The sequence below is a fragment of the Maricaulis sp. genome (assembly GCF_048269565.1).
Lineage (GTDB): Bacteria > Pseudomonadota > Alphaproteobacteria > Caulobacterales > Maricaulaceae > Maricaulis.
Genome location: NZ_JBLXIK010000007.1, coordinates 37,411 through 50,703 on the forward strand (window position 1 = coordinate 37,411; position 13,293 = coordinate 50,703).

Annotated in this window: 10 protein-coding genes and 1 pseudogene; 6 read left to right on the top strand and 5 right to left on the bottom strand. The window is 61.5% G+C overall.

What is annotated here, in order from left to right; all coding sequences use genetic code 11:
- Positions 1 to 175: 175 nt before the first annotated feature.
- On the bottom strand, positions 176 to 1,222 hold the full coding sequence (locus ACN0YL_RS12450) for a 1,9-bis(guanidino)-5-aza-nonane synthase (RefSeq protein WP_417498206.1): 1,047 nt from the start codon (positions 1,220 to 1,222) through the stop codon (positions 176 to 178).
- A complete protein-coding gene (locus ACN0YL_RS12455; protein WP_417498207.1) occupies positions 1,219 to 2,457 on the bottom strand; it encodes a type III PLP-dependent enzyme in 1,239 nt (412 codons plus the stop codon). The genes ACN0YL_RS12450 and ACN0YL_RS12455 overlap by 4 nt, the downstream gene beginning before the upstream one ends.
- Positions 2,458 to 3,441: 984 nt before the next feature.
- Here ACN0YL_RS12455 and ACN0YL_RS12460 point away from each other — a divergent pair.
- Positions 3,442 to 4,179, top strand: coding sequence for an FRG domain-containing protein (locus tag ACN0YL_RS12460; protein ID WP_417498208.1), 738 nt, complete (start codon positions 3,442 to 3,444; stop codon positions 4,177 to 4,179).
- Between the two features lie 311 nt (positions 4,180 to 4,490).
- Here the strand turns inward: ACN0YL_RS12460 and ACN0YL_RS12465 are convergent, their stop codons facing one another.
- Together ACN0YL_RS12465 and ACN0YL_RS12470 are read right to left on the bottom strand one after the other, a co-directional pair.
- Positions 4,491 to 5,441 (bottom strand): toll/interleukin-1 receptor domain-containing protein, encoded by a 951-nt coding sequence (locus ACN0YL_RS12465; RefSeq protein ID WP_417498209.1) that lies wholly within the window; start codon positions 5,439 to 5,441, stop codon positions 4,491 to 4,493.
- A 486-nt stretch (positions 5,442 to 5,927) separates the two neighbouring features.
- Complete coding sequence (locus tag ACN0YL_RS12470) at positions 5,928 to 6,407, bottom strand: prepilin peptidase (RefSeq protein ID WP_417498210.1); 480 nt, start codon at positions 6,405 to 6,407, stop codon at positions 5,928 to 5,930.
- A 72-nt stretch (positions 6,408 to 6,479) separates the two neighbouring features.
- On the opposite strand from ACN0YL_RS12470, the gene phnC reads away from it, so the two are divergent.
- The 5 genes and pseudogenes from phnC (at position 6,480) to ACN0YL_RS12495 (ending at position 11,853) form a co-directional block, all read left to right on the top strand.
- The gene (gene phnC / locus ACN0YL_RS12475; RefSeq protein WP_417498211.1) at positions 6,480 to 7,277 is read left to right on the top strand and encodes a phosphonate ABC transporter ATP-binding protein; all 798 of its coding nucleotides are present in this window, start codon (positions 6,480 to 6,482) and stop codon (positions 7,275 to 7,277) included.
- A gap of 20 nt (positions 7,278 to 7,297) precedes the next feature.
- Positions 7,298 to 8,158, top strand: a pseudogene (gene phnD, locus ACN0YL_RS12480) (phosphate/phosphite/phosphonate ABC transporter substrate-binding protein); the annotation flags it as partial.
- Positions 8,159 to 8,473: 315 nt separating this feature from the next.
- Positions 8,474 to 9,280 (top strand): phosphonate ABC transporter, permease protein PhnE, encoded by an 807-nt coding sequence (gene phnE, locus ACN0YL_RS12485; protein ID WP_417498263.1) that lies wholly within the window; start codon positions 8,474 to 8,476, stop codon positions 9,278 to 9,280.
- 253 nt (positions 9,281 to 9,533) lie between these two features.
- A complete protein-coding gene (locus tag ACN0YL_RS12490; protein WP_417498212.1) occupies positions 9,534 to 10,736 on the top strand; it encodes an OprO/OprP family phosphate-selective porin in 1,203 nt (400 codons plus the stop codon).
- Positions 10,737 to 10,797: 61 nt separating this feature from the next.
- Positions 10,798 to 11,853: a substrate-binding domain-containing protein gene (locus ACN0YL_RS12495; protein ID WP_417498213.1), complete on the top strand. Its 1,056-nt coding sequence runs from the start codon at positions 10,798 to 10,800 to the stop codon at positions 11,851 to 11,853.
- A 121-nt stretch (positions 11,854 to 11,974) separates the two neighbouring features.
- Here ACN0YL_RS12495 and ACN0YL_RS12500 read toward each other — a convergent pair whose 3' ends face one another.
- Entirely contained in the window at positions 11,975 to 13,042 is a 1,068-nt protein-coding gene (locus ACN0YL_RS12500) for a glycosyltransferase family 4 protein (protein WP_417491109.1), read from the bottom strand.
- Between the last annotated feature and the right edge of the window lie 251 nt (positions 13,043 to 13,293).

Genomic DNA, 13,293 nt, shown 5'->3' on the forward strand with positions numbered 1-13,293 from the left:
GAGGTTTTTGATATTTGACCCAGGTACGGTGGGTAACCGGCGACCCGCGATCACGAACTCGGATCGGGCAATTCGGGAAGAGCCTTCGGATGGCGTTAGAACGTCGCGTGACACCCAAAAAAAAAGCCCCAGCGTTTCCGCCAGGGCTCTTCGTTTCATTCAATCCTGAGACCGATCAGTCCTCAAACATATCCGCCCACCGACGCCGCGGCCGCTTCTCCCAGTCCCGCGTATGATAAACCGACGACACCATCACCGGCGCCACGGTGGTCGCTTCGGCAAACACCATCTGTTCCAGGGCGACATCGACCTTGCCCCAGGAGCAGGCTTCCTTGAGGGTTGAGGAGGAGCAGGCGCCGTCGCGGACGTCGGCGACGGTGATCTGGACGGCGTAGGCGTGCATGGGGCTGTCGACGCCGAGGATTTCGGCGCAGACGACGGTGTCCTGGGCGAAATTCTTCGGGACGCCGCCGCCGACCATGAACAGTCCGGTGGAGCCGGCCGCGATCTTGACTTCGGTCAGCTCGCGGAAATCGGCGACGCTGTCGATCGAGAGGTAAGGCTGTTTCGCCTTCATGCGCTCGACCTGGTGCTTGACCAGGCCAAAGCCGGCGGAGCAGTCGGAGAAGGCCGGGCAGAAGATCGGCACGCCGTGCTCATAGCATTCCTGGACGAGGGAGCCTTGTTTCTTGGCATTGCCGTCGGCGAGCCATTTGCCCATCGCCTTGATATAGGAGCGCGAGGAGCGCGGGCCGGGCTCGAGCAGATTGGCGATCTCGAGCGTGGCGGCGTCGCAGGCCTGCAGCTCTTCCTCATCGATATAGGTATCGTAGATGCGGTCGATATAGAGCTCGCGCAGGATGCGGTCGTCGGGGATTTCCTTCGCCTGGTAATGCTTGAAGCCCATGGCCTCGAAGAAATCCATGTCGACGATGGCGGCGCCGGTCGAGACGATGGCGTCGACCATGTTGTTGCGCACCATATCGCGCCAGACATGCATGCACCCGCCGGCCGAGGTCGAGCCGGCCAGCGTCAGGATGACGGTGCAATCGGGATCCGCGACGGCCGCCTGCAGGATGCGGGCGGCGCGTGCGGCATCGCGCGAGGTGAAGGACATCTTCTCCCAGGCATCGACCATGGGCCGACCATCGAAAGCCGTAATGTCGATATGCTCGACAGGCGAGGACAGGAGTTCCGCTTTACGGTTCGATTGATCAGTCATGCACGTCTCCGCAATTTCGGACGGCGGCGGCGGGCCCGGGCCAGATTGATGACCGTCGAGTCCTCGCCGGTCGCCCGGTCTGGTTGTTGATCGAACATGGAGGGCCAGGGGGCGTCCGCCACCATCGCCAGTTCCGTGCTGCCGAAGCCATTGAAGTTGGACGCAATCGCGGTCCCATAGGCGCCGAGCATGCCGATCTCGATAATATCACCCTCGGCGGTGTCGGCCGGGAGCTCGAAGGGTCCTTGCATGGCATCGAGCGAATCGCAAGTCGGACCGAAGAAGCGGAACATCGCCGTTTCGGCCGTGGACGGGCCATTTGCGCGGTGATGGCGCACCGGGAAAGGCCATTTGGAATGCGCCGCATCGAACAGACGGCCATAGGCGCCGTCATTGAGATAGAGCGCATCGCCCTTCACCAGTTCGACCCGCACCAGCACCGATTCCGCTTCCGAGACGAGGGCCCGGCCGGGCTCGCACCACAGGTCAGCGTTTTCCAGCACCATCATCTCTTCGAAGGCGTCCTCGATGGCGCGGACATATTCCATCAATGGCGGCGGGGTGAGGCCGGGATAGATCGAGGGGAAACCGCCACCGACATCGACGATGTCGACGGTGACGCCCGCCTGGGCGATCAGGCGCGAGGCCTCCATCATCGCCGAGCGATAGGCGGAGGGCAGCATGCACTGGCTGCCGACATGGAAGCTCACACCCAGCTCATGGGCATGGGCGCGGGCGCTGCGGATCAGCTCCGCGGCGTCAAAGGCCGGCACGCCGAACTTGCCGGCGAGCGAGAACACCGCGCCCTCATTCGACACGGCCAGGCGCACGATCAGGGTGAGATCGTCGGCGTGGTTGGTTTCCTCGAGGATCTTGACCAGTTCCGCTTCGGTATCGAGCGCGAAGATGCGCACACCGAATTCGTAATAGGCGCGGCGGATCGACTCGCGGCTCTTGACCGGATGCAGAAAGGCCTTCTTCGCGTCCGGACAGCGCTGCGAAATCAGCTCGATTTCGGGAATCGAGGCGACGTCGAAAAAGCGCGTACCGGCCGCATACAGGCCGTCGATAATCCATGGGCTGGGATTTGCCTTGACGGCATAGAGCACTTCACCCGGAAAATTTTCCTGAAACCAATGGCTCGCTCGGGCCAGACGATCCGGACGTGCACAGACGACCGGCTTTTCTAGGTGCCGTAAGCGGACCAGGTCCAGGGGAGTATGGTACGTGTGCAATTCACGTGACCCCCTGTTCGTTGTTTACCCAATCCGGCATCGTCACCTCCGCCGGGAAAAACGCGAGTAGGGCCTATTGCCGGACGTGTAAAGAAAAAAATATCAGGCGCTACTGCAGGAGGCTTGCCGGGGCAGGGCTGGAGCGGGGGGCTCAAGGGGGCGAAAAATCAGCGTTCAGGCGCTTGCCGGGGGCGGGCGGCGATCACGGCCATCCCCCGATTATTCCGGCGGCCGCCCCTGCGCACCGCGCGACGGTCAGGATTTCGCGACTCTGCCATCCTGCCACCCTGTCACGTGACGTGCCGAGCCCTGTGTGGCCAGGCTATCGGCGCGATGAGGGACTGTCATCGCATGGCAGAGACTGCCACGCCCGGGCGCATTCCGGCTGCGGTTTTCTGCCGGGCTCAACGATGTCAAAGAGCGAAACTCGCCCGATTATAGGGCCGCGGCGACGGGGGCGGACAAGTGGCGGGGCAGACCGGTGCGTGTCCGGCTCTATTTGTTGTTAAATATACGCCCCTTGTCATCCTTGACGGATGCCCCCGGCTTGATCGGGGGCGCAGATCAGGGACCCAGAACCGCCATCGCGACCCCATCTGGACTGGCCCGCCCGCGCAAGCACCTTCCGTCGGGCGTCTGGGTCCCTGACCTGCGCCCGGACCGCTTCGCGTCCGGGCATCCGCCTGCCCTCGCGAAAGCGAGGGTCAGGGATGACAAAAAAGTTGTGGTTTTACTGTTGGTTGAGGTGGCCTGAGCGGCCAGAGCCACCCGGCGCAGGCCGGAGCGGGGTTTGAGATTCAAGCGGCCTTGCGGATGCTTGGCTCGGGGAAATGGGTGCCTGTCACCGTTTTTTTAGGCTGTCACCGTTTTTTTAGGCGATTGATCGGGCGCGAAACTCGCGCTCCCGTCGCCGTCATGACAAACAATGCTGGAATTGTTGCGGGATTAGGTTGTAATGCCTGCGAGCAATTTAGTGAGGTTTAGTTGGGATCTCGAGTTGAGACAATTTACAATTTTGAGGACTTTCATCAAGTAATTGATGGAATTAGCGGGAACTTCGAATGGATTTTTCGTGGGCAAGCGAACGTTGAATGGAACCTCATCTCTCGCGCCGGCAGATCGGGGCATGTCCGGAACAATGAAAGGTCATTGTTTCAGGCATGGAAGCGGCGCGCCGCGGAATTTGTGAGCAATTCGAGCCTGAATGAATGGGATTGGCTCGCAATTGCTCAGCATCACGGTTTCCCAACTCGGCTGCTTGATTGGACAACCAACCCGTTGGTTGCTGCCTTTTTTGCGCTGCGGGATCGTGTTGGAGACGATAGTGTCGCGGTTTATGCGCTTCGCACATCTCGAGTTTTCGATCCCGACACGACAGCAAATCCCCTCTATATAAAAGGCTTGGGGCGATTTCGCCCCAGTGCATTCTCTCCGCGTATCTCAAGGCAAAATTCCGTATTCACAATTCATTCGCCCGTCGCCGAACCGTTGGAGGACCAGCTCAGAGACGATGATGAACTCGTCAAAATAGTGATCGATGAAATGTTTGCCGATGAGTTTATTGAGGCGCTTGATCGGTATGGTGTGAACGATAGCACCATTTTCCCCGACCTCGATGGGCTGTCCAGATACCTTAGCTGGATTGCAGAAGTGGCAGACTCCCGAGGTGAAGCGGTCGAGTGGATGTTGTCCGTCCTTGGAGGGTCAAACAAATCTCGCTGAGCTGCGGCAGCTGTGTCTCAACATAGGACGCGCACGAGGCAGCTATCTGTCGCTAGCTTTTTCGGTGCTCAGCAGCTCTGGTGTGAAGCGGGGGGGGGCTGGACAGAATTTTTTTTGGGGGAGGCCACACGCCAACACGCAACCCAAGTTCGCGCTATTCCCAGCCCTGTCGAATGTCGGTGCGTTTGCACTTTGGGCAGTGAATGCTGACTAGCTGACGGTCTTGGCGTCGTGCCTCTTCCCGCTCATCTTCGGTGGCGGCCCGGTGATCGAATCGATGGCCGCAGTTGTTGCATCTAAATTTGCGGACTTCAGGCATTTGAAACTCCTGCTTGTTCGAGCAATTGGCTCCATAGCATTTCAGCGGCCTGCTTGCCGGTTACCCGATCATGCTCTCGGCCACCAAATGCGAACATTTGAGGTGATAGGAACAATTCAAATTCATCGTGATTTACTCGGAAGCCACCGTTTGATGAGTTGTCTCCCGAGTGGGCTGATGTCGAGTAATCAATGTCGCCAAAGTGACCCGCATCATGACGTCTTATGAGAATGTAACCTTCACCGCGCTTGATAAGGCTATTCACCAAATGGACGGAGAAACGATCGTTCGATTTTTCATCAATTCTGGCGCGGATGCCCTCGATTGAATTGATTTCTTCTACAGCACTGATAAAATATGCTCGAATGTGATCAAATGATTTTTGTGCAAAATCCCGTTTATCAATCGGGTCAAATGTTCGTTTTATGCGATATCTTCTCGAACCAATTTGTTGGGCAATAAAATTGTTAGAGTTAGATCGACTTGCTGCATTGCCTCGGCTCTGCTTCTTTGGTGCTTCTACAATTTTGCGAATTGCTTGAGTTATGCTCAGAAATGCGCTTTCGCGATTGGTCCAATCACTAACGGGGACGCCATCTGTCGGTGTGGCCAGAAGATGACCAAGTGGGGATGCCTTCCATTCGCAAGGTTGAAGGATGATTGGAACTATTCGCATTAGCCCATCATCTTGCCTTTTTAGGGCTGCCTTCATTTCGACGTCAAAGCAGTAGCCAGAAGCCAAGAAGTCGGCGCTAATCATCGCCAAGAACAATTCCGATTGATTTAGGCTGCTGCTGATCGCGGAGCCGAGTCGCGAACCGGCTAGGATTTTTCTGTCATGCCAGCCGGAGAGTAGCCCGTCTCGCTCCAACATGGACAGATGTGTTCGGAGCCGGTCGACGTCTTGTTCGTCAGAGTGGGAATATGAAATGAAAGCTTGCATGCCCACGCTTTACAAGGATTCGGCTTCGCGGGTGTAGAAGATTGTCTTTGAAGGGCTGATGGTGCTCACGGTCCCTGATTGTTGCGGGCCTGCGCTCTGGATGGGCCGTCGCAGACGCCTCGGTGATCGGACGTCACCCACACCCCACCTTAAATCCCATGCCGAGACTCCGCCTCAGGGGACAGGCGCGGTCAAGGGCGCCGCAGGCGCCGCTTCGCGGTTTCACCCTTGACCGCGCCTGTCCCCTGAGGCCCTTTGGCTGGCAAGGGGTTTATGGCTTGGCCTCGCCCGGGCGGGCGGCTTTCTGACTCAACGCTTTCCTTCCCGGTTTACCGGGGAGGGGGACCGCCCGTAGCGCGGCGGTGTCGGGGCGCCACGGCGTCTCACCGCAGCCTGCGGCTGCGGCCCCTTCGGCCCCTGCTTCGCTAAAGCTACGCAGGACCCACTTCCCCGCCGGGGGCGGGGAAGAAGGCGTCGATGATGGCTTCAAATCCCCGGCAACAACCCCGGCCCATAAGCCCGCCAGACCCAGCACAGGGCAATCCCGAGCGCCAGCCAGGGGCCGAAGGGGAGCGGCTGGTTCGGGTCCGGTGCGCGCTGCCGGATCAGGGCCAGCAGCCCGACATAGAGCAGGGCGCTGACGCTGCCGGCGAGCAGGATCATCGGCAATAGCCAGGGGCCGCACCAGGCGCCGCCGGCGGCGAGGAGTTTGGCGTCGCCGCGGCCGAGTCCGTCGCGGCCGCGCAGGCGCTTATAGGCCAGTTCCAGCGCCACCAGCGCGCCATAGCCGATGGCGGCGCCGGCGATCGCTGCCCATGGTGCAGAAAAAATCAGTCCGTTTACTGCGATCCCCGCGAGGATGAGCGGCAGGGTGAAAATGTCCGGAAGCCTTTGAGTCCGTGCGTCTATCAGGCTCAGCGCCGCCAGGGTGAAAAACAGAATGAGCGTTGCGGCATGAGTCAACATCATCTTCCTCTTGTCACAAATGTGTCATGCCCTTACGCCACAAAGCCGTGACCAAGCAGGGGGACGCCCAACATGACAGACGCCGCTCTGGCGCTCCACGCCGAAAATGCCAAAATGACATTCGGCGACACCAAAGCGCTCGATGATGTCAGCCTGTCCGTCGGGCGTGGCGAAATGGTTGGCCTGATCGGGCCGTCGGGATCGGGCAAGTCGACCTTGCTGCGCGTCGCCGCGGCCCTGCAGGTCGCCGATGCCGATTCGGGACCGGTCTCGGTGCTCGGCCATCGCATGCAATCGAAGGGCAAGGTCAGCTCCGGCGTCCGTGAGCACCGCGCCCATCTCGGTTTCATCTTCCAGCAATTCAACCTGGTCGGCCGTCTGTCGCTGTTTGGCAATGTGCTGATCGGCGCCCTCGGCCGTATCCCGGCCTGGCGCGGCGCGCTGGGCATTTTCCCGATGGAAGACAAGCAAAAGGCGATGGATGCGCTCGAGCGTGTCGGCATTGCCGGCTTCGCGGCGCGGCGCGCCTCCAACCTGTCCGGCGGCCAGCAGCAGCGCGGCGCCATCGCCCGCGCCCTGGTGCAGGGCGCCGAGGTCTTGTTCGCCGACGAGCCGATCGCCTCGCTTGACCCGGTCTCGGCCCGCACGGTGATGGAATTGCTGCGCGAGCTGAACCGCAAGGACAATCTCACCGTCATCGTCACGCTGCACCAGGTCGATTATGCGCGCCAGTTCTGCGACCGGATCGTGGCGCTCAACAAGGGCCGTATCGTCTATGACGGACCGAGCCAGGACCTGACCCAGGAAAAGCTGATCGAGATCTACGGCCCTGAATACGAGCAGGCCTTCTACGGGGGAGACGAGGCATGAGCGGCTGGTTGAACAAGAGCATGCGTGCGCTGGTCGCCGGCCTTGGCCTGATGTTGGCGGCGTGTACGCCGTCGAGTGCGCCGGATGCCGGCAGTGCCGCCGATTCCGGTGACACGACCTCCCGCGGCACTTTGAATTTCGGCATTATCGCGACGGAATCCTCGTCCAATCTGCAGACAAACTGGGAGCCCTTCATCGAGGCGATGTCGGAATGGACGGGCTATGATATCCAGCCCTTCTATGCCTCCGACTATGCCGGCATGATCCAGGGCATGCGCTATGGCAGCGTGCAATTCGCCTGGTTCTCCAATTTCTCCGGCCTGCAGGCCGTGCGCCTGGCGGACGGCGAGGTCTTCGCCAAGGCCAGCTATCCCGATGGCAGCGAGGGCTATAATTCGGTCCTGATCGTGCCGGTCGACAGCCCGATCCGCTCGCTCGACGATATCCTGACCTGCGACCGTTCGCTCGATTTCGGCATGGGCGATCCCAATTCGACCTCCGGCTATCTGGTGCCCTCGGCCTTTATCTTCGCGCCGCGCAATATCGATCCGGCCGAGTGTTTCAACTCGGTGCGCAATGCCAATCACGAGGCCAATGCCGTCGCGGTGGCCAATGGCCTGATCGATGTCGGCACCAATAACACCACCAATATGACGCTGCTGCAGCGCACCCGCCCGGAAATCGCGGCGCGGCTGCGGGTGATCTGGACCTCGCCGCCGATCGGGACCGATCCGATCATCTGGCGCACCGATCTCGAGGAGGATGCCAAGCTGCGGCTGCAGGCCTTCTTCATGAATTACGGCCGCCGCGGGACACCGGAAGAGATTGCCGAGGCGCGCTCCGTGCTCGAGCCGCTGTATTTCGGCCTGTTCCAGCCGGCCTCGAATACGCATCTCGATCCGATCGTGCAGCTGGAGATCGTGCGCGACCTGATCCTGGTCCGTAATAATGCCGATCTGAGCGAGGAGGAGCGCGCCCTGCGCGTCGCCGAACTCGAAGCCCGGCTGGCCGATGTGGAAGCGGGAAATTCCGACCTGGTCAGCCTGTCCAGCGCCACCGGTCACGAAGGCAATGGCGGTGACGCCGAGATGGTTGCGCCCACCAACTGGACCATTATCGGTGGACTGGTGCTGCTGGCCGGCCTGCTGCTGGGCGGTCTGTTATGGGCCGGGGCGCCACGCGGGCCGGGTCCGAAGCTGCCGCTGACGGAGCGGCTCGCCAATGCGGTGATCGCCGCCGGGGTGATTATCATCCTGGTCTGGAGCTTCGATGCGGCCGATATGGATCGCAGCTATCTCCTGGTGGAAAATTTCGGCGATATGCAGGAATTCCTGGCCGGCTTCTTCCCCAATGATATCGCCAGCGCCGCCTCGCGCAGCGCCTACTGGACCGATCTGCGCACCGGCATTTCCGAAGCGGTGCCGCAGATGATCATCACCGTCCAGATCGCCATCTGGGGCACGTTCATCGCCGTCATCGCGGCGATCCCCTTCGGCCTGCTCAGCGCCCGCAATGTCGCGCCGGGCTGGGTCGTGCAGCCGGTACGCCGCCTGATGGACGTGTTCCGCTCGATCAATGAGCTGATCATCGCGCTGATCTTCATCGCCGCCGTCGGACTGGGTCCGCTTGCCGGGGTGATGGCGCTCGCCGTCCATACCACCGGCGTGCTCGCCAAGCTGTTCTCCGAAGCCGTCGAGTCGATCGATCACGGTCCGGTCGAGGGCGTGCGCGCCACCGGTGCGCGGCCGCTGCACGAGGTGATCTGGGGCGTGATCCCGCAGGTCGCACCGCTGTGGACCTCCTTCGGTCTCTACCGCTTCGAATCGAATGCGCGTTCAGCGACCGTGCTGGGCCTGATCGGTGCCGGCGGTATCGGCCAGATCCTGTTCGAGGCCGTCCGTGCCTTCGATTACCAGCGCACCGCGGCGATCGTGATCGTCATCATCCTCGCCGTCAGCGCGATCGATATGATGTCCCAGCTATTGCGCAAGCGTCTGCTCTGACCGCACCGGCAGTCCTGCCCGGCAAGAGGCCCGCAACGTGATCGCGTTGCGGGCCTTTTTCGTTGCGTCGCCACTGAAACAAACATGTCATCCAGGCGTCGCAAAAGTGTCATCAGTTCGGAATATCGCCAATTCGAGAATTATCGAAGTCGAGAAATAACATTCACCGAACAGTCGCCGGTTTGTCACATTGGGACTGTATCGCCTCACCATCGGTTCTGATGGTGAGGACATTATCAGGATTGAGCGAGCGATGACTAAACGCCTTTTTGCGAGCACTGTATTGGCTGCACTGGTTTCTTCGACGGCCCTCGGGTCAGCGCAAGCGCAGGACGCGGCGGGCTGGGATTTCGACGGCGTGCCGGCCTGGAGCGATCCGCAGGGCGGTGACAGCTTCACCTTTCGCGGCCGTATCTATCTCGACGCCGCCAATATCGATTTCGAACAGGCCGGCGTCACCACCCGCTATGACGACAGCGAGATCCGCACCGCGCGCCTGGGCGTCACCGGCCGGTTGCACAATGTCAATTATGTCGCCGAGTTCGACCTGATCGACGAGGCCGTTGTCGCCAATGACGTCTATCTCACATTTCATGGCGAGGGCTTTGACGTCCTGCTCGGCCATATGAAGACGCCCAACTCGCTCGAGGAGCAGACCTCCTCGCGCTATATCAGCTTCATGGAGCGCGGCGCCGCCACCGACCTGTTCGGGCTCGACCGCCGTGTCGGCGTGGCGCTGGCGCATCATGGCGAGGCCTACACCGTCAAGGCGGGCATTTATGGCGGCCGCCCCGGTGACCTCTCCGACAGCCTTGAGCTTGATGACAGCTCGGCTGTGGCGGCGCGGGTCACCTATCTGCCGGTGCACAGCGATACGCTGCTGGTGCATCTCGGCGCCTCGCTGCGGCAGATGGATTACGGCAATGCCGGCACCCGTGTCGGCGTGCGGCCGAATGCGCATCTGACCGATCGCATCGTCAGCGCCGATTTCCGTTCCGGCAGCGTGCTGGGCGAGGCCGGCAGCTCGACCCTGATCGGTCTCGAGGCCGCCCTGGTGGCCGGCCCCTTCCACGCCCATGGCGAGTACATGACGATGAGCCTCGACGGCCCGGCCTCCAGCCCGCGTTTCAACAGCGCCTTCGTCAATCTCGGCTATTTCCTGACCGGCGAAAGCCGGAGCTACAGCACATCGAGCGGCACTTTCAGCCGCACCCGACCGGCGACGCCGCTCTCCGAAGGCGGCTTTGGCGCCCTCGAGCTGGCGGCGCGCTATGACTATTCCGACCTGAACGAGGTTTCGGCCGGCGAATTGACGACATGGACGCTGGGCATGAACTGGTATGTCGAGGATCATTTCCGCGTCATGGCCAATTATGTCAGCGGCGAACTGAGCGTGCCGGGCGCGGCGGCAACGGATGTGTCCGGGCCGCAAATCCGTGTGCAGTGGGACTTCTAGACATCACCGGTTCAGGTTGGATCCTGCACCATCTTCTCTGAGTGAAAAGGGAAACAGACGCATGAAACTTTCCACCCCCATCGCGGCCATCGCCGCCATCCTGGCGCTCGGCGCCGGGGCGCAGGCCCAGCAACGCGACCAGATTCGCATTGTCGGTTCCTCGACGGTTTTCCCGTTCTCGACCGCCGTTGCCGAATCCTTCGGCGCCAAGACGCGTTTTTCGACGCCGGTTGTCGAATCGACCGGTTCGGGCGGCGGTTTTCGCCTGTTCTGCGCCGGTGTCGGCCTTGACCAGCCGGACATCACCAACTCCTCGCGCCGCATGCACGCCTCCGAATACGCGCGCTGCCAGAATAATGGCGTGCGCGAGATCACCGAGGTGCGGATCGGTTTTGACGGCATCGTGCTCGGCGCCGCCGACCACGGCAATCCGCCGATGGAAATCACCCTGACCCAGCTCTGGCTCGCCCTGGCGGCCGAAGTGCCGGCCGACGAGAGCTGTTCCAGCTTTGTCGCCAATCCCTACAGCCGCTGGTCGGATATCGATCCGTCGCTGCCGGGCCAGCGCATCGAGGTCTTCGGACCGCCGCCAACGTCAGGCACACGTGATGCCTTCGTCGAACTGGCAATGCAGGGCGGCGCCGAGGGCATCGCCTGCATGGCCGAGCTGAAGGACAGCGATGGCGATCGCTTCGAGGGCATTGCCAGCCGTATCCGCGAGGATGGCAGCTGGGTTGATGCCGGCGAGAATGACAACGCCATCGTCCAGACCCTGACCAATACGCCCGACGCCTTCGGCGTGTTCGGTTTCTCCTTCCTTGACCAGAATTCGGATCGTCTGCATGGCGCCATCGTCAATGGCATGACGCCTGAATTCGAGGACATCGCCGATGGCACCTACCCGATCTCGCGCTCGCTCTACTTCTATGTGAAGAACCAGCACGCCGATCTCGTGCCGGGCCTGGCCGAGTATGTCGCCGAATTCACCTCCGACGATGCCTGGGGCGAATATGGCTATCTCACCGATCGTGGCCTGATCCCGCTGCCCGATGGCGAGCGTGAAGCGATGGGTGAAGCGGCCCGTTCGCTGACCGCCATGACCCAGGCGCCGGAATAAGCGCTTTCGCGGACTGAAACGGAAAACGCCGCCCCGAGGGGCGGCGTTTTTTGTATCTGTGAACTCTTGGTGGTCGCATTTTCGAACCGCAAAACCGGTTCCCACTTTTGCTGAAAATGCTTCAGTCCTCGACCCGCCGGCGGCGCAGGCGTTGCCAGAAGCGGCGCCGTTCCGGCTTGGGCTGGGGTTTGAGATTGATGATGAAATCGATCGCGCATTGGTGCCAGGAATGCTTCTCGGCATGGGCGCGCGGTGCGGCGCGGTCGATCTCGAGGCAGTCGAGACAGGCCTGGCGCAGATCCTCATTGATGAAACCGCCGCCGGAACCGGGAATGATGTCCTTGGGGCCGTGGGCCGGGAAGGCCGCGACCGGTGTGCCGCAGGCCATGGCTTCCAGATTGACGAGGCCGAAAGTGTCGGTCCAGCTCGGGAAGACGAAGACATCGGCATCGGCGAAATAGCGCGCCAGCTCATCGCCGAATTTCGATCCGGGAAAGACGGTGTCGGGATATTTCTCGGCCAGCATTTCCTTTTGCGGGCCATCGCCGACGACGACCTTGGTGCCCGGCAGGTCGAGCTCGAGGAAGCCCTCGATATTCTTCTCGACCGCGATGCGTCCGACATTGACCCAGATCGGGCGCGCCAGCCCCTCATAGACATCCTTGCCATCGACGAGGCGCTTGTCCGGATTGAACTGCACCGTGTCGACGCCGCGCGCCCAGGGGGTGAGATTCTTGAAGCCGCGCGCGGCGAGATCGTCGCGCATGGACGGCGTGGTCACCATCATGCGGCCACCGGCATTATGGAACCAGCGCATGAAGGCATAGCCGGCCGCGACCGGGATCAGCGGGAAGCGGGCGTGGACATATTCGGGGAATTTGGTGTGGTAGCTGGTGGTGAAGGGCAGTTTCCACTTCACACAGATGGCGCGCGCTGCCATGCCGAGCGGGCCTTCCGTTGCGATATGGATCGCTTCCGGTTCGAATTCCTTGAAGCGCCGGGCGATGTCCTTGCGGGCGCCGAAGGCGAGCTGGATTTCCGGATAGGTTGGCAGCGGCATCGTCTTGTAGCCGAGCCCGGGATGGATCACTTCGACCTCATGGCCCATGGCGCGGCATTCCGCGACGGTGCGCGAGAGGGTGCGCACGACCCCGTTCATTTGCGGCTCCCAGGCGTCGGTCACCAGCATGATGCGCTGCGGGCGGTCATCACCACCATTCTCGCTGTCGTCCGTCCCGTCTGTGGTGACGGGGAGGGCCTCATCGGTGTCGTCGTGTTCGGTTTGTTCGGTCATCGCGTTTATCTGTCGGCCTTCTTGCTACGGGCGGCGCCAGGCTCTGGCAGGCACGTCCTGTCTCTGGCCCAGCATAGCGGGCAATCGCGGGCATTGAAGCGGCGAAAGCGGTTGGCCCGGGCCAGGCCGGTTCGCCGCCGCGCACC

Coding starts and splice junctions, on each gene's coding strand:
- ACN0YL_RS12450 (WP_417498206.1), bottom strand. CDS start 1,222: ATGACTGATCAATCGAACCGTAAAGCGGAACTCCTGTCCTCGCCTGTC.
- ACN0YL_RS12465 (WP_417498209.1), bottom strand. CDS start 5,441: ATGCAAGCTTTCATTTCATATTCCCACTCTGACGAACAAGACGTCGAC.
- ACN0YL_RS12470 (WP_417498210.1), bottom strand. CDS start 6,407: ATGTTGACTCATGCCGCAACGCTCATTCTGTTTTTCACCCTGGCGGCG.
- phnC (WP_417498211.1), top strand. CDS start 6,480: ATGACAGACGCCGCTCTGGCGCTCCACGCCGAAAATGCCAAAATGACA.
- ACN0YL_RS12490 (WP_417498212.1), top strand. CDS start 9,534: ATGACTAAACGCCTTTTTGCGAGCACTGTATTGGCTGCACTGGTTTCT.
- ACN0YL_RS12495 (WP_417498213.1), top strand. CDS start 10,798: ATGAAACTTTCCACCCCCATCGCGGCCATCGCCGCCATCCTGGCGCTC.
- ACN0YL_RS12500 (WP_417491109.1), bottom strand. CDS start 13,042: ATGCTGGTGACCGACGCCTGGGAGCCGCAAATGAACGGGGTCGTGCGC.